Here is a 26473-nt window from a genome sequence, read left to right on the forward strand (position 1 = left end):
TCACCGCGTCTCCCCCTCACCGTCCGCCGGGAAGGGGTTCTGCGACAGGTCCAGGTCGGGGCCGTCGAAGGGGTAGGTGTTGAGGAAGTCCAGGAGGCTCTGGTCCGGGCTGTGCATGTCCTGGTCCTCGGACGGGCCCGGCAACTGCGGCTCGGTTCCGTCCGCTTCCTGCATCTCCACATCGACCGGGTCCGCATCCGGACCGGAGGTGTTCGGCTCCGTCCCGGCCAGTTCCGTGTGGTGCGCACCGCTCACGAGCGGGTTCGGTCCGAACGGGTCCGCCGCCGGGCCGTTCTCCACCGCGTCCCAGAGAGCCTGGTCCTGGAAGAGATCGTCCCAGTCATCGCTCCCGGACGGCTCCGGCCCCCGCTCGGTTTCCATGACCAGGTCCGTGTTCGAGGACGGGTCCTGTTCCGGGTTTTCCGCAACGACCGGAGCGAAGTCGAGGTCCAGGCCGTCGAAGAGGTTCAGGTCGAACAGCTCGTCGCCGCCGGTCGCCGGGGGCGGCTCCTCCTGCCCTGGGCTCCGATCCAACCGCCACCAGGACCGTTGCACGTAAGCGTAGAAGCTGTCGACGGTGAAGCACCAGAAATGCGGCCGTCCGTCGCTGGAGGCACGCCCCGTGCTCCGTCGTGCCGCGAACAAGCCCGTGAACCCCTCGTCCGTCAGCGGTCGGCGGAGCGTGGCCAGCGGATGCTCAGCGATCTCGGGCCTTCGGAGGTAGTTGCGCCACTCCTGAAACGCCTTGGCCATGGCGGTCCGGTTGTGGGGGGTCGACGGTTGCTCGTGCACCCAGTCGTGGACAGCGGTGGCGAGTGGGAGGTCCCCCTCCTTGATCAGGTCCGTCAGAAGCAGCCGCACCGAGAGAGGCCAGTTCTGGTGGGCGGGCCCACCTGGAGGAACGAGGTACTGCTCGGCGATCGCCGGTCCGTGCCACGCCGCATCGGTACGCAGCCGGGCCAACGCAGCGCCGATCGCCCGGCTGTACCCGGCCCGATGTTCCGGCCGGAGATGGTTCGCCGTCCGGCCGTTCCACAGATCCCGCCGGAGCTTCTCGCCGATGCCGATGCACAGAAGGCTCTGGTCCGCCGCCCTGCCGCCGGAGGCGGCCACGACCACGGAGTCGGGATCGTGGACGTAGCTTTCGAGACGGGAGAGCCACTCGATCCACTCCGCACGGGGAGCGCGTTCGTCCGGCAGCCCGTACGGATGAGGCGCGGGCTCCTGGAATTGCGGGATCGCGCGCACAAGCCGCTCCATCCGGGCCAGCAGCCTGTCACGGACCTCAGCGCTTCCGCCTTCGCGGAACACCTTGGCGTCCTCGTTCGCCAGCAGCCGCCAGCCCTCGTCGAGCTGCGCGAAGGAGACCGCGCCCTCAATCCGTCCCGCCCAGGCGAGGAACGCCTCCACCGTGTCCGTGCCACGCACCCCGGTCGGTGCGCCGTTCCCGCTGCCGTGCTCATGCGGGTCCTGCACCTCTTGGATCTGTTGAGGCTCATGCAGCCCCTCGGGCTCGTACCGCTCCTCCTCGTGCTGCTCCTGGAGGGTGGACGCGCCGGTCCCCGTGGGCTCGGGTACCTGCGAGAGGCCGGAATCGTCGGAGGTGTCCGAGAGGACGGAGCTGTCGCTCCACGTCTCGTACGGGTCGGGATCCGGTGCCTCGTGCAGCGGTCGGTTCTCGTGAGGTGCGGGTGACGTGCCGGCCGGGTGGCCGGTGAGAGTGGCCGACCAACCCAGCTCCGTCACCAGGAAGTGGAAGACCTGCTGCGCCCAGATGGTGCGCTGCTTGATGCGCCGCTCGATCTGCTCTGCGGTGAGCCTCGGGGTCTTCTGTCCGAGCACGTCGCGCAGGTACTGCTCAAAGCCGCGGTCTTCGGACGGATCGGCCACCGGGCCGGGCCTCCTGGCCGTGAGGTGGTCGAGCCAGGCGACCATCCCGGTGCCGGCCAGCTCCAGGACTGCCGGCGTCAGGTTCGGCTGGTTCATGTAGGCGGTGATCGCCGCCGCCATCTGCGGTTCGGTCTCCCGCCGGGCGTCCACGGCGCGGTACACCCGCTCCGACCAGTGCGTCGGCGGCACATCCGGGATGTCCGGCAAGGGCTCGCGGAACAGCTGCGGCGCATCCGTGATGTCGGACCGTCCTGCCGGGAGTTCGGAAGGCGGGGGCGTGTCCTCCAGGATCATGGGATCGTCCGGATTGCTGCCGCTCCCCCGGTACCCGACGAACGCCCCGGCGCCATCGCCTCCTCCGGGCCCGCCGGCTTCGGCCGGTCCCTGCTCCGCCAGGTCCATCGGGGCATCACTCCACGGGGAGTCCCCGCCCGCCTCGGGGGTGTACGGAGTGACGTCCGCCGGCGGCGAGGGCTCGGTGGGCACCTGCGGCTGCACCGAGGGATCTTCCGTCACCAGTTCATGCCCGCCCGGGCCACGGAACGACGAGGGCTCCGACGGCCCCGGCACAGCAGGCTCCTCCGCCGGCAGAGCCCGGCCACCGGGACCACGAAGCGTCGAAGACCCCAACGGAGCGGGGAACAGCCAGGAGTTGTCGTGCAGGAATCGGGCGAAGCCTTGTGCGCTGATGAGCCTCTTCCGGTATACGGAGGAGTTGACCGGTTCGCCGAGGTCCCAGGAGAACCGGTTGCGGTACCGCAGCGCGAAGTCCCGGAAGCCGGGATCGTCCTCGGGCAGCGGCATCTCGCGCCACGAGCGGTCGCCGACGTAGGCCAGCCATCCCAAGACGCTCGTCAGCCCCCTGGTGGTCTCGGCGTCGCGCAGAGCGGCGGTGCCGAACGCGGTCATCGCCCTCGCCATCTCCGGATCGGTCCGATGGCGTTCCCGGATCTGCTGCCGGAACAGCTCGGGCAGGGTCGACCGGCCGGGCGCCGGGAGCGGTGGCCCTCCGTCGGCGAGCAGAGCGCTCGCTTCCGCGGAGGTTTCCTCGATCAATTGCTGCAGAAGGAGGGCCGGTGGACGTTCCACCACCACACCCCGCTCCACCGCCACACTCCGGTCCCCCACGACCCTCACGGACTCGAACGGGAGGCCCTGGCCGCCGGACCACCGCCACTCCTCCGGCAGCGAGGCGTAGAAGGACCGGATGACGGACAGAGCCGTCCTGGCCTGGCTGACGGAGAGAGTCTCGTTCTCCAGCTTCGTCTGCAGATGCCGGGCGTAATCGGCCACCGTGACGGGCGACGGGTTCAGCAGGCTCTGGTGACGGCGCCGCGCGAACCGCCACCATTTTTCGATCAGCTCGGCGTAAGCGTTGCGCGTGGAGGAATTCCGATACCCGCTGAGCCATGTCTGTACAGGCTGCGCCAGCGCGCTGTCCGGCGCAGGGGCCGTCTCCAGCGACCGCACCAGGCGCTGGACGTTGGGCTCCACGGTGTCCTGCCCTGACGAGGAACCGGCGCCCGCACCGGACCGCCCGCCGTTGCCCGAGCCGGATGCCGCGTACGGGTCCGTCTGGTGGGGTTGGCTCTGTTGGCCGTGCCGGCCGCGGGCCGGGGGCGTGCCGCCCACCACCTTCCCGCCGCGCTCCGTCTCGGTACCGATCCAGGACCTGGCCCCCGCCTGCTGGTCCTGCGGCAGGCGGCGCACGGAGGCGGCGCGTTCCCGGTCGGAGACGCGGCGGGCGGTCTCCCGTGCGGCCTGCGGTCCGTGCCGGAACAGGGCGTCCGCGACCTCCTGTTGCGCCTGGGCGGTGGCGGCGCGGCGCAGCTGCGCCTCGGCATCGGTACCGATCACCATCGGCCAGCGGAGGTAGCCGGACGCCAGCCGGATGCGCGCCGCGGGGACGTCCTCCGTCAGCAGCGACTCGACGAGTTCCGCCGGATCCAGCTCCGCCGGGCCCCTGCGGGATTCCCGGACCATCTCCACCAGGCCCTGCGGGACCATCCGCAGCTCCTCGGCGAGGGCCAGCAGCAGCCCGGTGTGGGACTCCGGCAGTTCCAGGGCGGCGCCGAGCTGCCGCAGGGCGTCGGCGTCGTACCACGGCGAGCGCTCCGTCGTCAGCCGCACCTCGCGCCACTCCCGGACCGCGTCGACGGCCAGGTGGCCCGCGTGGGAGAAGTACCGCCACAGGCCCCGGCGCTCACTGCCCGACGCGGCTCCGTAGTCGCCGACACCGCCCAGTGAGCCGATCCCGGAGAAGCGCGCCAGGTGATCGCCCAGGGGCGCCAGGTCCCCGAGGCGGAGGTGGTGGGTGTCGAGGACCGTGAGGAGTTCGCGCAGATACCGGGTCTCGCCGGGACGACCCAGGTAGAGGGCGTCCGGGACGACGCCCAGGCCCTCCCACTCCGCTTCGAGTACGTGCTCCAGCCAGGTGCGGGAGGCTCCGCCCTCGGACAGGTGGTCCAGCAGGGAGGTGCGCAGCCCGCGCAGCAGGTGGTACTCGTCGGCGCCGAGACCGAGGAGCTGGGCGAGGTCGTACAGCACCGGCGCCAGGGACGCGGGAACGTGCAGCGCCCGGACCAGAGCGTCGACCTCCTGCTCGGGGAGGCGGCCGTGCGCGCGGACGAAGTCGGCCACCCAGTCGCGCTCGTCGGCCGCGTCGATCCCCCGCGCGTAGGTCTCGGTGTCCTCGGGCGTGAAGCCCTGGTCCCGGAGGGCCTGGATCCGCGCCTCGGCGGCGGCGCGCCGCTGGGTCTCCTGGAGCTGCGCCTCGACGCGTGCCTCCGCCGCCCGGTGCGGCAGCTGGGCGAGGTAGACCTGCGGGGCCTGCCCCAGCCGCTGGTTGAGCCAGGTGAGGAGCGACTGGAAGGCTCCGGCGCTCCCGGGGGCGACCCGAATCAGCTGCTGGACAACGGCGCCTTCGGTCAGTTCCACCTGGCCGCCGGTGTTGTCCAGTGCGCCCAGGACGTCATCGATGCTCTCGGAGGCGCGCAGCTGCGCGAAGGTCTGGCCATAGGGCAGACCGAGCCGTCGCCATTCCGCGGAGGCGGCCAGGAGGGTCAGGACGTGCGTCGGGGCCAGCCAGGCACCGTCCCAGGTCCGGTCGGACAGGTCGCCGTGGCCGATCAGCGCCGGGTCGGCGAGGAGCCGGTAGAGCCAGGCGCGGTCCTGTGGCGGCACGTTCAGGACGTCGGCGACATCCCCGAGGACCAGCTCCACGTGGTCCCGCTCCCGCAGCCCGAACACCCGCCGGAAGTGCTCGGCCGCCGCCGTCGCGTCGGAGACGGCGCCCGGCTGGAGCGACCAGTGGAGGTGCTGCTGCACCGGTGAGGCGGCCGCCAGGCGGCTCAGCTCGGCGGCGACCTGCCGGACCTGCCGGTTGTGCCGGATCTGCCGGTCGTTGAGCGGCCGGAAGACCTCCCGCAGCGTCGTGTGGTCGGCGAGCAGCGGCAGGACGTCCAACCGGACCGGGAACCGCTTGAGCACGCGGTAGAGGTCCCGGACCGTGATACCCAGCCGGTCGGCGTGCGTCGCCAGCGCATGGTGGGCCGGCACCTCGCCGGTGGTCCGGGCGAGGCGCACCAGGTTCGCCATCCGCCGTACGCCCAGGCGCCGTTGGAGGTCGTCGAGGCGGGCGATCTCCTCGGTGGTGAAGCCGTGCAGCAGGGCGGCGTGGCGCTCCCAGGCCGCCCGGACGCGGGATTCGTCCACGTACGGGGGTGCCTCGTCTTCGCTGTCCACGGAGGTGTAGGGGGGCGCCTGCTCGTCGGGGCGGGGCGTCGGGGACGGGCCGGGCGTGGTGGCTTCCGGCTGGTGGGTGGTGACTTCCGGCTGGTCGGTGCCGGTCGGCTGCGGGGCGGGCCGGGCCGTAGCCGTCCGTGTCGCCAGCCACGCGGTGGTCGCCTCGTCCGCGCCCTCCGGCGTCATACCGCTCAGGGCGGCCTCGCGCAGCAGCCTGGTCCGCAGGTCGGCGAGGGCTTCGGTGTCGGCACGCAGGTGCGGGCGGTCCCGCAGCGCACGGTGGATCGCGTCGAAGTAGACGGTGGTGACCGGCCCGCGGTGCATCAATGCGTGGAGCGAGGTGCCGAGCCCGCTCAGGAACCGGTTGATCCGCAGATAGCGGACGGCACCGAGCAGGCTCTCCCCCGCCGCGGGACCCGCGCCGCCTGTTGCCTGCCCGGCCATCGACGGGCTGTGCTCCACCAGGCGGGCCAGCGCCACGAAGTCGGGCTCCCCGCGCAGCCCGAGGCGGTCGAACTGGCTGGTCATCAGGCGGACCCACCAGTCCGGCGGCGTCCAGCCGGCGGTGCCGTGCCCGCTGTCCCCGCGGGTGGCGGAGTGCAGCTGCCACATCTCCTGGGCGAAGAGGTGGTGCAGGTCCAGGGCGTTCACGCCCAGCGCGCGGGCGGCCCCGTACACGGTGGAGCGCATGTCCCGGTCGGGGATGAGGTGCTCGGCGAGCGCCTTGGCCGCGTCCTCAGGTGCGGCGCGGTGGGCCAGCCACTCCGTCACGGTCCGCCCGATCACGTCGGCGTCCGCATTCCGCAGCGCGTCCAGCGGCATCCCGGCGCCCTCCGTGTGGCGCCGGAAGTCCAGCAGGTCGGCCAGGGTGAGCCGGACGCCGCGATCGGCGAACCAGCCGAGGTCGGCTGGGCGGAAGCCCAGTGCGTCGAGCCGTGCGCGCAGCCGGGACTCGCCGAGGTCGGCGCGGTCGTTCGGCTCGGCGTCGCCCAGCCACGTCAACTCATCGGTGAGTACCGCGAGATGGGCCGGGGTGACGCCGAGGGAGAGGGCGAGCGTGGTGATGTCCGTGGGGCGCACGCCCCAGTCGAGGACGAGGTGGAGTTCGGCCGGCGGCAGGCTCGCGTTATCGGCGGCGCGGCGGACGAGCACGGCGATGCGGTCCTCGTCCGGTGTGCCGCGCAGGGCGCGGTCCAGCACCTGGGCCGCGTCGATCCGGGACGGCAGCGCGGCGTGCTCCGCCAGGCCCCGGCGCCATCCGGCCAGCAGCGTGGTGAACCGGCCGCGTTCGGACGGCAGCGGGTCCGCGGTGACCCGGACGGTCCGCACGGACTCCACGAAGCGGTGGAGCGGCGCATACCGCTCCCCGCTCACCCGGCCCGCGAGGTCGCGGAGCCAGGCCACGTCCCGCAGGGAGGTCAGGCCGTGATCGTTCAGATGGGCGGTGAGGGCCGCTGCGGTACCCGCCGCGCCCCGGGCGTCCAGCAGGCCGGAGACGGAGTCCGCGTCGAAGAAGGACAGCTCCCGCACGTACTCGCCATGGCCCGCCGCACGCAGCAGACTCGACAACTCCACGGTCCGCAGGGCCGCCTGAGTGGCCGCCCTGGCGTCCAGCCCGTGGACGCTGTCGCTCTCGGAGTACGAACCGACCTCGTCGTCCGGGGCGTCGCCCGGGTCGCCGTGCGAACTGGCCCCGTCAGCCGAGGCGTCGCCCGAGTCGCTGTGCGAGCTGACCTCGTCAGCCGAGCCGTCGCCCGAGTCGCCGGGCGGACTGGCCCCGCCAGCCGGGTCATCGCCCGGGTCCCCGGCGTCGTGCGGAGATGCTTCCTCATCGTGAGGGGTCGGGTCCGTCTGCGGGTCGAGGGGGGTGAGCGGTGCGGGCACGGGCTCGGTGGGAGCCGGTGCTGATGCGCGGGCCTGGCGGACGAGACGGTCGGCGAGGGTGACCGCGGCCCGCAGGCTGTCGGACAGCAGGGTGTTCGCGATCGCGTCCCGCGCGGCGTCGTTCAGTTCGTCACGGACCTGGGGGCGGTACTCGTCCAGCAGCCACACCGCCAGATCGCGTCGTCGGGCGACGCCTTCCGGCCCGGCGAGGTCCCGAAGCAGCTCGGCCGGTTCCCGCTGCCACTGCTCGGCGATCCGCCGGAGGTTTTCCGGCACCCCTTGGATCTGCTCGGCGAGTGCCAGCACCCCTGCCCGGGACAGCCGAGGGGCCGCGGGGCCTCCCCCGGTGCCGGTGCCGTACGCCACCGCCAGCAGGCGGTTCACGTCGAACCACGTCGCGCCGTGCCGCTCCTGCAACGCGTCGTACCGCGGCCGCTCCAGGCCCAGTTGTGCGGCCCGCCAGTCAAGGGCCAGGTCGTCGGGGAGCCGGCTCCACACGGACTGCTGGAGAGGGCGCGCGAGATAGCGGTACGGCATGGCCGCGACCCCGCTGCCTGGCCGGCCGGCCAGGTACGCGCCCAGTGCCGGGAGTTCGGCCAGGCTCGCGCCGGCCGTGTGCAGGCCCCGCAGGAGCTGCCGGATGGCGGCGAACTGCTGCTGGTACCTGCGGCTCCACGCCTCCTGTTCCTCCGGGTCGTCGGACTGCTCGTCCGCCCGCCGCAGGACGTCGACGTCCACCCCGTGCTCCGCGAACGCCGGCAGCAGCGTGTCCGCGATCCAGTCCAGGACATCCACGTCACGCCCGCGCGCCTCCAGATAGGCGTCGCGGAGCGGCAGCAGCAGCGAGTGGTCCGCCTGCTGGATGCCGAAGCTGACGGCCGTCCGCAGCAGTCCGATGGCGGCCGTCGGCGGGAGCGCCACCGTCCTGGCGAGGGCGTGCAGCTCGTCGAGCGGGAGGTCCCCCACCATCGCGATGACGTCCAGCAGGGTCCGCAGCTCGTGGATCCCGGCGCGGTGGCCGCCGGCCCCGCCGTCGAGCTGGCGGAGATGGTGCACGAGCTCCGGGACGCCCGCCCCCAGCTCCGTCAGGTATGCGTAGGTCTCCGCCGTCACCCTCAGCTGGTCCTGGACCCACAGGGCGATGCCCTGTGCCACGTCCTGCTCGTCCGGCTGTGGCGGCGGCGTCCCGCCCTCGGTGTCCGGCGTCAGCCGGTGGCGGACCGGCTGCCCGGACGTCAATTCCTGCTCCTGCGCCATCATGTGCAGGTAGCCGGCGGCCTCCTCCACGTCCAAGTCGGCCAGGTTCGCCAGGCTGCTGCCGCCGGTGAGGGTGTCGGGTTCGGCCCGGGCGGCCCAGCGGAGCAGGCTCAGCACGTCGGCGGGGAGAATCCGGCCCTCCCGGCGGGAGGTCGCGCAGAGCCGGCGCTCGTCCAGCGAGCCGACGGCCTCGGCGAGGCGGTAGAACACGGCGCGGGTGCGCGGGTTCACCGCGCCGACGAGGACGATCGCGTCCCCGAGGTGGTGGTCGATGCCCGCCGGACCGAGCTGGAAGCTGCTCATGAAGTGCGCCCACGCCAGCGTCTCCGCGATCTCGTCCCCGTAGGCGATGTTCTCCCGGAGGCCCTGGATGATTCCCTCGGGTGTCGCCGGGACCTCGTGATGCTGCTGGAGGATCGCGCCTCCGCGCCCGTACTCGGACAGCAGGTCGTCGAAGCGTTCGCGGGCCGCGTCGAAGTCAGGGAGGTGCGCCACGGAATCGGCCGTGTCGCCGCGCAGCGTCTCGACGGCGCTGCGGTCCCACCGGTTTCCGCCACGCTCGTGGGAGGAGGCCCAGATCAGGGCCGTGAGCGTCTGGGACGGTGCGTGCCACCGGCCCTCCCAGCGCTCCGCCACGCGGAGGGGGCCTGCAAGGGCAGGGTCGGCCAGGAAGTGGTAGAGCCAGGCGCGGTCCCCGGCCGAGTGGGCCCCGGCCGGCGCGACGGCCTGTTCCAGGAGGCGGTGCATACGCGGGTCGTCGGGGAGGGCGAACCGTGCCAGGAATGCGGCCCGGGCCCCGGGCTCGTAAGCGCCCGCCCGCTCCGGGTCGCCCCATCCGGACCACATCGACCAGTGGTCCGAGGGGTCGGGCGCGTCGGCGCCCCGGTCCACGTACACCGGCGGCGTTTCCGCGTCGCCGGGCTCCCGGGAGCGCCGCGTGTCCGGGGGGAGGGTGTCGTAGTCCGGGGCGGGCGTGGTGTCCGTGGGCCGGTAGTCGGCGGCCCACTGCCGCACACGGTGGGTGAGCGGCTGGGCGAGGAGCCGGTGGTGGGGGCGCCGCAGGCCGGTGCCCGGGCCCGCCGGGGGGATCTCGGCGCCGGCCATCAGGAAGAGGTGCTGGGCGAGGTCGGCGAGGGCCTGGGGCGAGCTGCGCAGTTCCGGGTGCTGGTGGAGGCCGGCGAAGACCGACTCCGCGATGCGGGCCCAGGAGGCGGAGTCCCGCAGCGTCGCGAGCGAGAGCTGCCGGGGCCACCAGCTGTCGCCGCCCAGCGCCTCATGGTCCGTGGGCCGGAAGGACCGGAGGAAGATCTCCGCCGCGCGGTACGCGGCCGTTCCCGGGTGCCACCGGGAGTCGTCGAAGGTGTCGTCGGCCCCGGGGTCGTACGGCGGCGGTGGCTGTTCCTCGCCGGTGTTGGCGTGGCGGGTGGTGAACAGTCCCTGCCGGCGGTTGACGAAGTGGAGGAACGCGGCGCGGTCGGCGGGGCCGCCGAGCAGGGTGCCGCTCAGCCTGGCCCGGAGCACGCCGAGCGTCGCCTGCGTCGTCCGCCAGCCCTCGATCGTCCCGGCGGCCCGCCGCTGGTGGTGCAGCGCCTCCAGGTCCGGGCGGAACAGCTGCACGAGTTCCACGGCGTCGATGCCGAGTGCCGTCGCGACCTGCGCCACGGTGTCGGCCAGGCCGTTGGTGACCGGCCCGTCGTGGGCCAGGACGGTCTCCGCCAGCCGCACCTGCTGCTGATGCCGCCGGGCCGCCCGGGGGTCGGGACCGGACGGGAGCCGCTGCCCGGCCTGCGCGGCCTCGACGGCCTCGGCCCGCCGCCACTCCTCGATGCGCCGCCGGACCTCGTCGTCGCCCGCCGTGCGCAGGGCCGCGACGGACGTCCCGGACTGCTCCAGGTGGTGGCGGAACGCAGCGAGTCCGGTCAGCGACAGGCCGTCCCGCCACCCCGCGAACCACGCGAGGTCCCGGGGCTCGAAACCGACCAGCGCCAGGCGGGTGGCCAGCGTGAACGCGGGTACCGTGACCCGTTCGGCGGGCCGCAGGTCACCGGCCCAGGACAGCAGACCGGAGGCGGGCAGCAGCAGCTCCGGAGCGATGTCGAGCCGCCGCGCCACCCCCTCCAGCTGCCGCACCGTCAGGCCGAGGGTGAAGGACAGCATCTCGATGTCACCGGGCAGCCGGCCGTGCTGCGTCGCATACCGCAGGACGTTCTCGACACCGGGCACGTCGAGCCGGTGCTCATGCGCCAGGCGCAGCAGAGCGTGCACGTCCACCGTGTCCGGCAGGTCGTCCCAGTCGTCGATCCGCTCGGCCACCGCGGGCGACAGGCCGGACTCCTCGACGAAGTCCCAGAAGGCTTCCTGGGCCGGGGGCCCGCCGACGGCGGTGACCTGCCCGGGCACGGGCGGTGTGCTCCCGCCTCCGGAGACCGCCGAGCCGGGGCGGCTCAGCTCTCCCGGACCGCCCTCCTCCTCGTCCTCCTCCGGAATCGTGGGCAGAGGTCGGCGCCCACCCCCCGGCGGCGTGCCCCCGCCGGGGAGGTTCGGCTCGGAGGCGCCGTCGCTGAGGAAGGCGGGCGACTGCCGGTCGTCGCCGCCGAGCGCGCGCCAGGTGTCGAGTGCCGACTGCTGGGTGGCGGGCCCGTCCGTGTGGAAGTGCCGCATCCCTCCGGTGACGTTGGTGAGGTGGTCGGCGAAGCTCTGTACGGAGCCGGGCGCCGGTTCGGAACCGGGCGGGAGGGGCGTCCAGCTGAGCTGTTCCGTCCGGGCCACCCGGAGCAGCGCCCGCCGCTGCTCCGGGGAGAGCGCGCCGAGGGCCGCGAACTCGCGGCGGACGGTGTCGACGAAGCCGTGATGGGCCCGGGCGGAGCCGAACCGGGGCGGCGGGGCGGAGCCGCCGTCCAGGGCGCGCAACTGGTCCGGGAAGAGGTGCACGAGATCGCGCGGGTCCGCTTCGAGGTCGCGTGCGGCGCGGTAGAGGTCCTTGGCGTCGGACATGCCGAGGCCGCGGGCCAGTTCGGGGAGGTCGGACGGGATCCGGCCGATGCTGCGGCTGAGGGCGATCAGATGGCGGATGTCGCGGACGCCCAGCTCGGTGGCGAGCGCGTCGAGCCGCTCCAGATCGGCCCAGTCGTGCTCCAGCAGGCGCCGGACCTCGCCGGGTGTCGTCTCCAGGCGGGCGGCCCAGTCCTGGGTCTCCCAGGCGGTCAGTGCCCGGGGCCGGGGGACGCCGGTCTCGGTGCCGTAGGCGGGCAGGGGGTCCCGCAGGGCGCTGTTGCGGTGGTCGACGAGGAGTTCGTCGAGACGGCTGGGGTGCATCTCCCGCAGATGTACGGCGAGGCGCGAGGGCGGGATGCGGTCCGTGACGGCGACGTACCGCAGGAAGGCGCGCATCGTCCCGTGCTGAATGCGGGGGTCGCTGCTGGGGAGCGCGGGGTCGGTGTCGGGCCACGGCATCGACTCGCGGGCGGCGAGCGCGATCAGCCAGGCGGCGTCGGAACGCCCCTTGCCCGCCACGAGCGCGCCGTAGCGACGCATGTGCCGCTGGATCCCGGCGATGAACCCGCCGGGTGTGCGGAGCTCGTTCCCGGAGTTCACCGCGCGCAGCGAGTGCGGGAAGAGCTGCACCAGGTGCCGGGGGTCGATACCGGTGTCGCGGGCGATGCGGTACAGGTCCTTGACGACGGGCAGCTCCAGCGCACGGGCTAGCTGGGGGATGTCCGACGGGATGCGGCCGAGGGTTTCGGCGAGGTCCGCGAGGTGCGCCATGTTCCGCACGCCCAGCTCACGGGCGAGCGGGGCCAGCAGCTCCGGGCGGAACCAGGAGTACGCGGTGAGCTGCCGGAAGCGCTCCCGGGACAGCCCGACGGCCCGGGCCGACCGGCGGATCTCCTCGTCGGAGTGGACCCGCGGCGGCTCGTAGGGCGGCAGCTCCGGACGCTCCGTCGGGGGCAGCGGCAGGCCGCCGGACGTGGCGGGCTCGACGTCCTCCCGCGCGAGCACCGACTTGTACGAGGGGGGCTCGTCCGTCGGCTCGTCGGTCGGCTCGTCGGTCGGCTCGGTCGGCTCTTCGGTCAGCTCCTGGGTCGGCTGCTCGGTCGGCTGCTGCGTGGACGGTCCCGCCGGGGGCAGCTCCTCGTCCCGGTCCGCCAGGAGGTGCGGCGAGGTGGGGTCCTCGGACGCGGCGAGCGACGCGTTCCAGGCGGGGACCTGTTCGTCGATCAGCTCCTTCAGCTCGGTGAGCTGCCCGCGCAGGGCGGACGGTGAGGTGCCCAGGGACGTGAGGTCCTCGGGGACGGCGGCGAGCCGCGCATCGAGGGCGTCGAGCTGCTCGCGGGCCCACACCGCGAGGTCGCGGCTGCGGCGCAGGGCGTCGTGGCCGGGCTCCGACAGGGTGTCCGCGGTGCCCACCGCGCCGCTGCCGGCGCTCTCCGCGAGGCCGGGGTGGCTCAGTTGGGCGGCCAGCTGCATCCGCAGGTCCGACCAGTGGGCGACGATGTCGTGCCAGGTCTTCGGGGCGTGGTCCGGCGTCAGCGCGGCCAGCAGCCCGGACAGCTCGGTGAACCTCTCGTGGTTCGCGCCGAATTCCGGGTGGGCGGCCGCCGCTCCGGCGGCCGGGGTGAGCGGCTTCGGGACCTGGGGCTGAGGGGGGACGGCCTGCTCGGTGCCGGACTGCCGGTGGGGGTCCGTCCGCCGCGGGGTGAAGATACGGAACTCGCCGCGCTCGCCGCCCTTCTCGTAGGCGAGGGCGAAGCAGTACTCCTCGCCGGGGAGCACCGTGACGCGCGTGGTGGGCGCGATGGTGTCCATGCCCGTCGCGTCGGCGATCTCCTGGGCCGCGAGACGGCCCGAGGGGCCGACGGTCCCGGCGTCGCAGGAGAGCACCAGCAGCTGCGCCCGCGGCCCGTGCTCCTGCTGCATCCTGCGGAGGCTGTCGCGGCGCACCAGCCCCTGCCCGGCCTGCTCACCGCGGAGGGCGTGCGAGGTGTCGGTACCGGACATCAGGGTGACGCGGCCGGCGCCCCCGTGGAAGAGGCCCACGTACAGCGGGCGGGCGGGGTCCCACACGACCGGGGAGAGGCCGTCCGCGGGCACCTTGCCGCTCTTGCCGTCGGCGCTCAGCTCGTAGTGGGCGAACTTGGTCTTCGACAGATCGATCAGGGTGTGCAGGGAGCCGCCCGCCGCCAGCGCCTGCGGGCTCAGGAACGCGCGGCCGATCTTCCGGCCGGTGCGGGCGTCCCGGATCTCCTGGTGCTGGACGTCCTTGAGCTGGATCTGCCCGGCCCGGTGCTGGTCCGTCTCGATCGTGGGCAGCGACAGTTCCTCGTCGTGGAACCCCTCCCCGGTGTCCTGCTCCTCCTCGTCGTCCGGCCGGGAGACCGGGTCCTGGTCCCGGTCCGTGAGGTCCTGGGCCGGGGGCTCCTGGGCGGGCGGCTCCGGCGGGTCGGACTTCTGTACGGGGGCCTCCCGGACGGAGCGTGCCCGGCCGGAGAGGGCCGAGAAGATCTCGTCCTCCTCCAGGCGGGAGACCGGCGGCGGATCGTGCTGGACGACGGTGGCCGGGGTGGACGGGGTGACCGGGTTGACCGGCGCGGGCCGCGGCGGGGTGGCCGGGGCGCCGCCGGTGTCACCGTCGAAGTGGTTGCGGCCGTTGTAGCGGAAGACGACGGTCGGGCCGCCGGGCGGGCCGAGCCGGGCCTCGTCCATGCCGGAACGGGGACGGTGGACGTGGACGCCGACGCCGAACGCCTCGGCCAGCAGCGGCAGCAGCAGCTCGCCGTAGTGCGTCCTCGCGTAGTCGTTCGGCCAGTTCGCCGCGGTCTCCCGCAGGCCGTTGAACTCCGTGGTGGTCCAGCCCGGAGCGTGCTCCCAGACATACGCGGCGAACGACTGCAGCGCGTTGAAGGAGAGCGCGTCAAGGGCCCTGCCCAGGTCCTCCTGCCCACCCGGCTCCGTCGACGGCGTCCGGTCGGCACGCCACGCGTCGAACAGGCGGCGCAGTTCGTCGCGGTCGCCGGCGCGTTCGTGCAGTTCCTTGAGGCGTTCTTCCCGGGTCGGGATCTCACCGGGCGTCGTCCGGTGCACCCGGACCAGCGGTCGCGACGCGAAGGACTGCGGCAGCTCGGTCACGTCATGGCCGAGGAACGCCATGACGTGCTGGTGGGCGAGGTCCACCGCGGTGTCGAAAAGCTCGCGCTCGGGGGTGCCGCTCGCGCGCCGCGCGGCGGCGCGCACCGCCTCGACGTCGCCGAGCAGCCGGTACACCTCGGGGTGCCGGGAGAGATCGAGCTGATCCCGGACGTGGCCGGGCGCGCCCACCAGCAGCGCGGAGATCTGGCACCAGCCGTTCCGGGGAACGGACAGCTGCTCGCCGAGGACGGGCGGGGGCGGGGTGGCCGGCTGCACCGGCGTGGGGGGCGTCGCCGACTCGGAGACGTGCGTGGTGGCGGTGTCGGACACCAGCGGGTTCTGCGGGTTCTGCTCCACCGGCGTCAGGGGCCGGTCGGAGGACGGGGAATTCGGGGAATTCGGTGGCGGGGTCGCGGACTTCGGGGGAACAGGGGAATGCGGCGGGGAGACCGGCGTCGAGGGGCCGGGCACCCGCTGCGCTCCGCCCCGGCGCGGGATGAGGGCCTTGACGGTGTCCTCCTCCAGCACCACGGTGACCGCCGGGACGCCGTACTGCCGCTTCCCGTCGGGGCCACCGGGGTGGAAGACCTCGACCCCCACCTCGGGGCGGACGACATGGACCTCGACGCCGTGGACGAACGCGAAGAGCTGCGGTGCCAGGAAGAAGTCGTCGAACTCGTTGTCGTCGGGGGCACCGCGGCGCAGCTCGCTGTCGGCCGGGCGCTTCAGCTGGAGGGCGAGGAGCTTGACGCGGGCGGCGTGCGGGAGGGCGACGTTGCCGTGCACCGTGCCGTCCTGCAGGAACTCCTTCTCGTGCGGCGGGCTCAGCCGGATGCCGCCCTCGGGGAGCCGCTTCTCGGAGGTGCTCAGCAAGATCCCGGCCGCTTCGAGTTCTTCCTTGGTGAAGCGGTCACGGCCCGGGTCGATCTGGAGCCAGGTGTTGCCGGTGGAGCCCGGGGCGCCGAGCCAGGAGCCGTGATTCTCGCCGTCCCGGAGCAGCCGGTCGGCCAGGGCCTGGCGGACGGCCCGCGCGATCTCCTGCGGGGTGCCGGCGTACGGCGCCGCGGTCAGCGGGACGCCGGTCGCCGCCAGCGCGCTCAGTGCGCCGTTCAGCGCGAGGAACAGGCCCTCGCCCCGGGTGCGTTCCGGGTTCTCGGTGTCGTGCGGATCGAGGACGTCGAAGACGGTCCCGTCGTCGAGGACGTAGGTGGTGGGGTGGTCGTCCTTGTCCTTCGTCTCCCCGGCGGTGAACTGTACGGGGGTGTCGAGCGCCGCCAGTTCCTCGGCGGCGAGGCGTTCGTCCTCGGCGAGGTTCTTGACGAGCGGCGGTGCGGGGAACGACGAGGGCGCCAGGCGCCGGGCGAACTCCAGGGCCTGCTGCTCCTGCCGGGCGGTGCGCTCCAGCCGTTCGATGGCCGCCAGCTGCTCCTTCACCCGGTCTTCCGCCGCCCGGGCCCGCGGACTTCCCGCGGCCTTCTCCAGCGCGGCGCGGGCGGCTTCCAGCCGGGCCCGGAGTTCCACGAGGTGGCCGTCGAGGTCGGTGAGGCGGACCAGGCCGCCCTTGCGCAGCTGCTCGGCGTGGTCGGTCAGCAGCGCGATGTTCTCGCGTGCCCGGGCGACGGCCGCCTGGTTCCCGGGCAGTTCGGTGGCGGTCAGCTCCCGGATCCCGGCCAGTTCGGCGTCGGTCGCCTTCCGGATCCTGGCCAGTTCGGCGTCGATCGCCTCCCGGATGCGCCGGGCGGCGGTCAGCACCTGCTCACGGGCCTGGTGGAGGTAGGCGATGTCGCCGTTCCGCAGCGCGTCCTGGCGGCGCGTGAACTCCTCGTCGACCGTCACCGGCGGGTCGTGCGGTGCGGTCTTCTCACGCAGCACCAGGTCCAGCGCCTCCGCCTTGAGCTTCTCGCGGAGTTCGGCGTGGGCGGGCGGCACCGCGCCGCCGGTCCAGATACCGCCCAGGGACTCGGCCTGCGCCACCAGCTCATGGACGGCGGGGTCCGTGAACAGACCGCCGACGGGCGGATCGAACGGCGTGACCGTGGTGTCGTCCACGACGACCACCACCCGCCGGCGGTCGGTCTTCTCCTCCTTGTCGTAGCTGTACGCCTCGGGCTTGCCCTCGGCTTTCGGGTTCCCGGCGTTGCGCTCGTGCCACTCCCGCAGCGCGTCCGCGCTGACCCGGGCCTTGTGGAGTTCGGTGCGCAGCCGGTCCAACTCGTCGCGGAGACCGGCGCGTTCGCTCTCGTGCGCGGCGAGGCGGCGCAGCGCCGAGCGGTAGGCACGGGCCGTGGCGTCGCCGGAGTGCGGCGTGGTGGACGTGCCGCCGGCGTGGTGCTTCCCGCGCTCGCGGAGCGCCTCGTACAGCTCCTCGTAGCGCTTCTCGATCCGGGTCTCGGCCTCCTTGTACTCCTGCTCCGTCTCGACCAGCTTCTCCCGCAGGTCCTTGACGTGGTCGTACGCCGTGCCGACGGCTTCGGGGAAGGTCGTGTCGTCGAGGAGTCCGGCTTCGCGCAGCACCCACTCGGGCACCAGCGCCAGCACCCCGTCGTCGGCGGAGAAGGTGGTGCGGGCGGAGCCCTCCAGGGTTTCGATGTGGTCGCGCAGCAGCGCGGCTTCCTCGTCGGCGCCGGACGTGAGCAGCTTCTGCTTCAGGCGGTCCACGGTGTGCTGGAGAGTGGCCGATGCCGGCAGGTAGGGCGCCAGGGCGGCCTTGAAGGCGGCGGCACCGGACTTGAGGCCGTGCTGGACGACGGTGGCGCCGACGAGGAAGTCGAGCGGGACCTCCACGAGGAAGCGGCGCTCGGCCTTGGGGGCCACCACGGAGTTCACGGAGTTGGCGAAGGCGCTCTGCGAGGTGGCGACGTCGCTGCCCTGGAAGGCGGGCGGGGTGGCGCGGTGGGAGAGGTTGCCCGCGTCGTTCACGGTGTACGAGGGGGCGGCGCCGGCGCTGAAGCTGGAGGCGGCGGTGTACCCCTCGGCGTGCTGGAACGTCTGGGTGATCCGCTGGTCCTTACCGAGCGTCGCCTCGTCGAGGACGCCGAGGATGCGCGGCCGGTCGCTCTTCGCCCGGGCGTGGACGGTGACGGTGGCGCGCGAGGAGCCGAACCACGAACTGTCCTCGACGGCGGGCTGCTGCCATCCCGCGCGGAACGCCTCGGAGATCATCTCGCGCAGCGCCCGGGAGGTGTTCTGCAGGTTGAGCTGGCGCGCCGCGCCGCTGCCGGGCCTGGTGAGGCTGCCACCGCCGACGGCGCGGCGCGGCGCGGGCGGGGTCCCCGGCTTCTTCCCGGGGGCGGTCAAGGTGGTGGTCTTCCCGGCGGCCGCGTCGACCGCGGCGGTGACGTGGCGGAGCAGTTCCTGGGCGCCGTGGGCGTCGAGGAGGACGGTGTGCTCGTGTGCCAGGACGTCGGTCAGGGCCGTGTTCCGCTGCCGCCAGTCCTCGGGCGAGACCGGCTCGTTGAGCGGCTGCGGCGGCGTCGGCTGCGGCGTGGGCTGCTGCGTCACCTGCCCGGTCTGCGGGGTGGGCTGCTGGTCCGTCCGCTGCTGGTCCGTCTCCTTCGGTGCCGTCCCCTTCGGCTGGATGGCGGCGGGCTTCAGCAGCGTCTCCGGGTGCCCCTGGATCAGCGTGCCGGCGTCCTCGGACACCTGGACGACCTTGCCGGACCCGTCGATGTGGGTCAGCTCGATGCGGTAGCCGACGAGGTAGTCGACGTAGGGGCCGGCGAAGGACAGCGTCGTGGTCTTGCTGACCGCATCGGTGCGCGTCACCGACCGTGTGGTGGTGGCGGTGACGTTCGCGCTGATCGGGAGGCCGACGCCCACGGCGCCGGGCTGCCGCTTGCCCTCGGCGGTGTTGGGGTGGGTGGCCGGGGTCTGTGTGCTGGTCAGCCCCAGGCTGACCGCCTCGGACCGGGAGAGCGCCTGCGAGCTGGTGTAGGAGACCGCGCGGTCCTCGTCGACCGAGACGTGGTAGAGGGTCGTCAGATACTGCGGGGTGCCCTCCTGGATCAGCCGCAGCCAGACGCCGCCGGAGAGCGGGATGCCCTCGCGGACCAGCTGGTAGTGGAGGCCGCCGTTGAGGGCGTCGGGGGTCAGCAGCGTGTTCAGCTCGGTGCGCAGCGCGGCACGGCGGCCCATGCCGTCCGCCGGGAGCACCGACTTCGCCTTGCCCTCCAGGGCCTTCACGAACGACTCGACCACGGGCCCGGTGTCCAGCGCACCGCGTACGGAGACGAACGCGGGCAGCTGCTGCGGCGCCTCCCACAGGGAGCTGTGCGGCAGCTTGCCCAGACCGTTGGCGACCCAGCCCAGGGTGTGGGCGTCGTCCAGGGTGAAGACGGACGTGTGGTCACCGGCGACCGTGACGGCGCCGGAGAGATCGGACCGGCGCCCGCCGATCCGCAGGGGCTTCAGCTGCGCGTTGACGGCCCAGGTGATCGCCTCGTAGCCGACCAGCGCCATCCGGCCGGTACGCGCCTCGGTGAAAGTGACGCCGACGGAGAGGGAGTGCGAGGTGGAGCGGGTGTTGCTGTGGTTGTAGAGCGTCCACACCAGGCCCCAGCTCTGCGACTCCTGGGTCGCCCCCGGCTCGCCGGCGTGGAAGGCGGTACCGCCGGTCAGCTGGCCCTGGACGTTGAGGGTGCGGGCCACCGAGGTGCCGGTGCCGACGCTCAGGGCGCTCGGGATCGCGTGACTGGCGGAGAGGTGGGTGTCGACGATGTCGCGGACCACCGGGCCCCGGGGGTGGGCGTGGAGTTGCAGCCGCGTCTCGAAGCGGAACGCACGGCCACGATGGTGCAGCATGTCGAGGGTGCGGCCGCCGTGCACCGCGGAGTCGAACTGCGCCTCCAGCTGCTCGACGAAGGCCATCAGGTCGCCGTACTCCTGCGAAGCCCGGTAGGCGAGCCGGTCGTTGAGGTGCGTCGAGACGGCGCTGAGCACCTCCTTGGTGAGCGCGGCGAGGTACGGGCCGTGGCCGTTGCGGACATGGGCGTGGAAGGCGTTGACGTGTGAGCGGGACGGACGCGCGTGGCCGACCAGGGCCTTGGCCTCCGGGGCGGGCCACTTGGTGACGCCGTCCTTCGGGGTGTGCAGGGTGTTGCGGGCGCTCTCCAGCGCGGTGGGCCGGTGCGTGGCGACGGTGGTGATCTCCTGCGGGGGCGTGACGGGCGGCGGGGTGGGCTGCGTCAGCGGGCTCGGTGCGCGGTACGGCCGGCGCAGGTTGTGCGGCATCAGCGAGTCCGGCTGGAAGATCAGGACGCGGACCTTGCCGATGAGCTTGCCGTCGTTGTCACGGCCCAGTTCGACCTGGTGCGGGGCGATGTCGAACAGCCCGTCGGCCAGGGTCCGCAGCAGTTTCCGCGTCGTCCCGTGGTGCTCGGCGTCGAGCTTCAGCACGCCGACGGCCTCGTAGGCGTGGGAGCCCTTGCCGGTGCTGAGGGAGTACTCCGTGCCGGTCTCCAGTCCGGTTTCGGACTTGCGGCTGGTGCTGCCGCCGTAGGTGGCGGAGAAGCCGCCCATCGCGAGGTTCGTGAGGGCGACCGGCTTGATCCCGGCGTCGGCGCTGGCGCCGATGTGCCAGCTGGTCTGCGCCTCGGTGGACTGGCCGAGGTTGCGGGCGCCGGAGGTGCTGCCGGAGGTGGTGACGTCCCGCCACAGCCCCGCGTAGGAGAGTTCGTCGAGGGTGAGGGTCATCGCCACGGAGACGCCTTCGTGGCGGAAGAGACCGGAGCGGCGGAGCACCACCATCGGCCCGGACGTCTCGACGGTCAGGTCGTCGAGGGGCTGGAGCGCGCGCCGGATGAGCTTGGCGCCCTGGGTCTCGACGCTCGTCGCGCCGTGGTGGCGGAGGAACGACTGGTCGTTGGCGAGGGCGCGGCGCTGGCGGGAGTTGGGCTTCGGGTACGCGGTCGGGCCGGTGGTCATGCCCAGGCGCCTGGCGAAGGCGCGCACGGTGTGCTTGACGACGAACCCCGGGTGGAGCTTCCTGTTGCCCGGTCCGGGCTCCGCCGGAAGCATCTGCCGGACGTGCCGCTTGTCGCTGTTGACCAGCGCCCTGCGGGCGGCTTCCCGCAGCTGGCGGGCGAGCGGACGCGGGTCGCTGGGCGTCGTCGCGGTGACCGGCAGCTCCGCATGCGGCGAGAGCTGGGTCTCCGGATCGGTGAAGGTGGCGGACGTCGGGCTCGGCGGCTGCGAGCCCTCTTCCGTGACGAAGGTCAGGCGCGGCCGGGTCGGCGTGGTCGGGGAGACGGGCGGGGTGCCGGGGACGCCGGGCGTGCCGGGGGTGTTCGGTGTGTCGACGGCCACGGAGCCGGGGCGCTGCTTGCGCGGGGGCTTCGGGGTGGCCGACGGGGAGCCGTTCGCGGGCACGGACACGGTCCGCCGCATCGCATGGCTCTTCCCGTACAGGGCTCCGCCACCGGTGTGGCGGCGGCTTCCGAAGGTCAGTACCGACGCGGCGCGCTGCGACAGCGGCCGCGGCGCCGGGCGCTGCGGGGGCCGGGACTCGACGGTGGGGGCGTTGATCCGGATGTAGTGGTACGAGCTGAGCAGCAGCTTGAGGTGGTCGGCCAGTTCCTCCGGCTGCTGCGGCGGGACGAAATCCGGTACGTGCAGGGCGTTGGGGCTGTTCTTGCCGGTCAGGCCGGGCAGGGCCAGCGGGTCGCGCTGTTTGATCACCCGGTTGGGGTCCAGGTCCGCCCATTCGCGGGCGGAGTCCATGGGGGTGCGCAGGACGGTGTGGGCCTCGAAGCTCTGCTGGAGCGGCGGGTGGTTCCCGGTCTTCAGCTCCTGCGGGGTGTCCAGTTGGCTCAGCTCGTAGCCGGGCCGGAACCTGACATTGATCTTCAGCTGGTACGCGTAGAGCCCCTGGGCCGACTTGTCGGAGAGGCCGATCTGGACCTGCCCCTTGCCGGAGGAGGTCATCGTGCTGCTGCTTCCGGCGCCGATCTGGCCGGTCAGACCGGCCTGGAACCGGGCGGGGCCGTTGTACGCCGGGCCGCCGGAGAGGTTGACGGTGAGGCTGTTGTTGATCGTGTTGCTGTGGTCGTCGCCGACCGCGGTGTTCTTCTGGACCTTGGTCTCGCTCTCCTCCGCCGCGATCGTCTTGACGAGGGTGGCGTCCACGGAGCGGACGATGTCGACGCTGTAGGTGAACACCCCGATGGTGTGCTGCCTGGTGTCGACGACCTTGATCTGCTGGATGTCGCCGCGGATGGCGGCCACCAGATTCTCGTGCAGGGTGAAGGTGGAGAACCGGTGCAGGATCTCCTCCAACCCCGGCATCTCGGGCCTCAGCTGGCCGTGCACGGTGGCGACCTGGACCGCCCAGTCCAGCAACTCCTGGGAGACGACGAGGTGGTCGGCGGAGACCAGGTCGGGGAAGACGCCCTGCGGCAGGGTCAGGGACGTGGGCAGTCCGGTCGGGGCGACCGGGGGCTTCGCCGTCAGGGAGTCCGGGACGCGCCAGGAGAATCCGCTGTCGACGGCGACGTGGACGGGGGCGGAGCCGGTCGGCCGCCGCACACCGCGCTCGTCCAGGGTGTACGTCCGGCCCTCGTACAGCACATGGTTGACGTAGGTGTGCGACGGGCCGTCCGAGCCCACGGTGCGGGTGTCGGTCGAGGTGACCGAGTGGACGGTGGTGTGCGTCGCCTGGTTGATGTTGCCGGTGGCGGCGACGGTGATCATGCCGGTGGCGACGCTGGGCATCATCACACCGGTGTTGAGTCCGATGGCGTGGCTGGACGCCTGGACGTGTGAGGTGGCGTCCTTCTGGTTGCTGCGCTGCCCGCCCTTCACCTTGACGGTGACGGCGTCCTCGTAGCGGGAGTACGTACCGTGGTTGAGGGCGCTGAGGGCGAACAGGCCCCGCCCGCCGGTGGCGGTCTCGTACAGGATGAACGCGCCGTTGCCCAGGGAGGTCGGCAGCTCTCCGGTGCCGACCTCCGGGTGGGGCAGCAGGGTGTGCGGGCGGTGGACCAGCAGGTCGAGGAGGTCCTCCCGCAGCTTCGCGCGGGCGTGCCCGGCGACGTCCGTGACGCTGTTGGCGAGCTTGGCGGCGACCTTCCCGGCCTCCCGCAGCTCGATCGCGGTGCCGCCGACCAGCGAGGCGTGCTCCTCCAGGCCGGTGCCGTCCTCGAAGGTGGTCCTGGAGCCCTTCTTGTAGATCTTCTTGACGTCGGTGGGCGTCAGGTCGAAGAAGACCGGGCGGTCGTTGTCGCGGTGGTGGATGTCGAGGATCAGCTCCTCGACGGGTGTCTCGGACAGCTTGCCGTCCTCGTCACGGGAGGCGAACACGGCCTCGCGCTGGAGGGCGTGCAGCAGCTCCTTGTGGTGCTTGATCTGCTGCGCCTGCCACTCGGCTGCCCCGGCGGCGCTGACGGGGTGGCGCAGCAGCTCCTGCTCCAGGAGGTACTTCTGGAGCTCCTGCTCCGACGAGACGTGCGCCAGCCACTCCTTCAGCTCGTCGGCGGTCAGCGCGTCGGGACGCTTCTCCTTGGCCTTGGCCTCGGTCGTGGTCGTGGTCACGGCACCGTCCGTGGTGCCGGAGGGCGGTGTGGTGGTCTGCTGCTCGCCGGAGGCGGCCGGGTACCACTTGCCGCCGAGCGGCTCCGGAACCGGGCGGCCCTGCTCCCGGTAGAGCCGGGCACGCTCGGCCTCCAGCGCCAGGATCTTCCGCTGGATACGCCGGATCCGGTCACGGTCGTCGTCCGCCGTGTTCTGCTGGGGCGTGACCGGGGTGGCCGGCGGCACGGGCGGGGTCTGCCCGAGCTGCCGGTTCGGGTCCTGGTTCTCCTGGCTCTCGTTCTCCTGGTTCTCGGTGGGCCGGGGCTCCTGGTGGGCGCTGTTCGTCGGCGCCTGCTGAACGACGTGCTGGTCCCGCACCTCGCGCTGCAGCGGCTGCTCCGTCGGCGGCTTCGGGGAGGCGAGGGGCTGCTGCACGGCGGCGGAGCCGGGCATGGGGTCCGGGAACCGGTCCACGTCCCCCTCCATCCACTTCCGCTGCTGGACCGGAGCGGCCTTGGGCGCGTTCGAGGTGCTCCGGCCGGGCGGGTCCTGGCGGTTGAGCATCCGCAGCCGGCGGTCCAGCTCCTTCTCGACGTCATCCCCGTGCGCAGGCGTGTCCGTGCCGGGGGTCTTCCCGTCCGAACCGGCGGGCGCGTTCCGCTTCAGCTCCGCCAGCAGACGCTCCATCTCCGCCTCGGCGCTCTCCTCCTGAATGGGAGGCGTGTCGGTGCCCGGCGTCTCCTCCTCCGCATCGGTGGACGCGTTCCGCCGGAGCGCCTCGAACCGGCTGAGCAGCGTGTCGCCCCAGGCGGCGTCGGTGTGCGAGGTGCTGGACGTCAGATCGTCGGTGCTGGAGGTCGGGGCGTCGTCGGTGGCGGACTTCGGCGGGGTGGTGGCGTCGGTGGGGCCGTTCTCCAGGAGGTGCGGGGCGGTGTCGGAGCGGCGGACGAGGGCGGCGTCGGCCTCCGGTGCGGGGTCGGTGGTGCCGAAGCGGTTGCGGTGCTCACTCTCGTGCTGGAGCCAGCGCGCCGCGTCGAGGTCGTCCGGCCCCCAGGTCTTCTGGAAGGTGGTGAACCAGTCCTCGCGGGTGCAGGAGCCGATCCGGGTCAGGTCCTCCTGGGCGATGTCCCGGCCACCGGCCGCACCGTGGAAGCCGTCGGCCCAGGAGTCCAGGCCGCCGGTGGCGCTGATCTCGAAGTGCAGTCGGCTCAGCAGCTCGTCGCTGAGGCTCTGGCGGCCGTCCGCCCAGGTGGCGAACGCCTGCTGGAGAGTGGACTCCTCGTCCGGCCGCGGGGTGGTGGCGGTCGGCTCCTCGCCGCCGTCCGTGACGGAGCCGTTCCGCTGCCGCGGGAGGGTGCCGGCCGCCGGGTCCTGCTGCGCGGCGGTGGCCGGGGTCTGCTCGGTGGTCTCCTGCTGGGTGGCGTCCTGCCCGGGAGCTGTCGCCGGGTCCTGCTGCGGCCGGCCGGTCCCTTCCTCCGGGGTCACGTGGCCCGCGGTCTCCTCGGGCGGTGCGGAGCCACCGGCCCGGGTGGTGGCGGAGCCCTCGTCCACCGGGCGGCCGAAGACCGTGTCCAGGGTGAAGACCGCGTCGAACTGGGCCGTCACCCGCTCGACGTGCTCGGTGACGAACCGCTCCCGGGCGTCCTGGGCGAGATGCGCCGCCTCGTCGGAGGCGAGCGTCTCGGCCTCCGCGCGGGCCACCCGCTCCACCTCGGCCCGCGCCCTCGCGAGCGCGATCCGCTGCCGCACGAACGACGGCTTCGTGTACTCCGCCAGGAGAAGGTGCGGGTACGCGGCGTCGCGGAGCTCGCCGGCCGCCCAGGCGTCCAGCTTCTGGTGCAGTTCGTCACCGAGCTTGCGCGCGGCGGTGCGCTGCGCCTCGAGGGAAGCGCTTCCGGTGCCGTGCAGCGCGAACTTCTCCCGCAGCGCCGCCCGGACGTCCTCGGGCAGCGCGTCCAGCGCCTCACCCCAGGAGTTCGCCGCCTCCATGACCGCCGCGACGACCTCCTTCGCCGCGGTCTCCTTGGCGATCTGCAGCTCCAACTGGAGGTACAGCTGCTCCTCGTGGGGCGCCCGGAGCTGCTCCCACCTCTTCTCCGACGGGCCGGACCCGGTACGCGACCCGTTGCCCGCGGCGCCGTAGTGGTGGAGGCGGTCCCGGCCGTACTGGTCCAGCCACCGGCGGCGCAGCCGCTCGCGGCCGCCGTCGGAGAGCTGTGAGACGTTCGCCGGGGCCATGGCGCCGTCGGACTCGGTCACCTGCGCCGCGGGGCGCAGCGCGGCATGCTGCGCCGCACCGTCGAAGAACTTCTCCGCGGCGCTGTGGTGCACCACGTCCTGCACCGCGTCGCCGAACGCCTTGTACAGCTCCGGCAGCGCACCGGCCAGGGCCTTGCCCACGGCGCCTGCCTGCGCTCCCAGGTGCTGCTGGAGCGTCGCGGCGCTGAACGCGCCCTCGCTCAGCGCGTCCAGCGTGGCGATCAGCCGCTGCGGATCGGTAGGGAGCGCGCCGTCGCCGATCAGCTGCTCCACGACGGCGGCGGCATGCTGCTCGAACGCGTACGTCGCCTCGTTCAGGGCGGTTCGCCCCCGGGTGTGCGGCGCCGGGGTGGCCTCGTCCGTCTCCGTTCCGGAGCCCTTCGGGGGAACGGTGGCCGGATCGATCTCGTCGAGCAGCGCCCGGGTCTCGGGCGGGAGACCGCCGTGCCAGTTCTCGAAGGCGGCCTCGGCCCACCGGGAGAGGTGTTCCAGGGCGTGTTCCCGCACCCAGGCGCGGTCGAGGTGGGCGCGAAGCCCGTCGGCGGTGGCGAGTGTCTCGTCGCCGCCCGCCTGGAAGTGCTGGGCGGCGCGCTCCCGTTCCCGGTCGTGGAGGCGCGTCAGGACGCGGGAGCGCAGCTCCTCGTCGGCGGCGCGGAGCGGGGCGCCGCCCAGCCGGTCGGTGGCCCACCGGTCGAAGACGTCGTCGAAGAACTTCATCCGCAGGGCGTCCTGATGGGCCTGGGACAGTTCGGCGTCGTACCAGCCGGCCATCCGCTGCTGCTCGGCCTGCCACCGCGCGGCGCGCGCC

General features: G+C 73.2%; 1 protein-coding gene (only partly in view). It reads right to left on the bottom strand.

Annotated elements, in window-relative coordinates:
• Positions 1 to 26473: the 3' portion of a WXG100-like domain-containing protein gene (locus ACZ4U4_RS27785; protein WP_467879752.1), read on the bottom strand. Its footprint extends 2687 nt past the window's final position; the window shows 26473 of its 29160 coding nt (coding positions 2688–29160); its start codon lies beyond the right edge, outside the window; its stop codon occupies positions 1 to 3.

It is taken from the genome of Streptomyces sp. NPDC029159 (assembly GCF_055564055.1).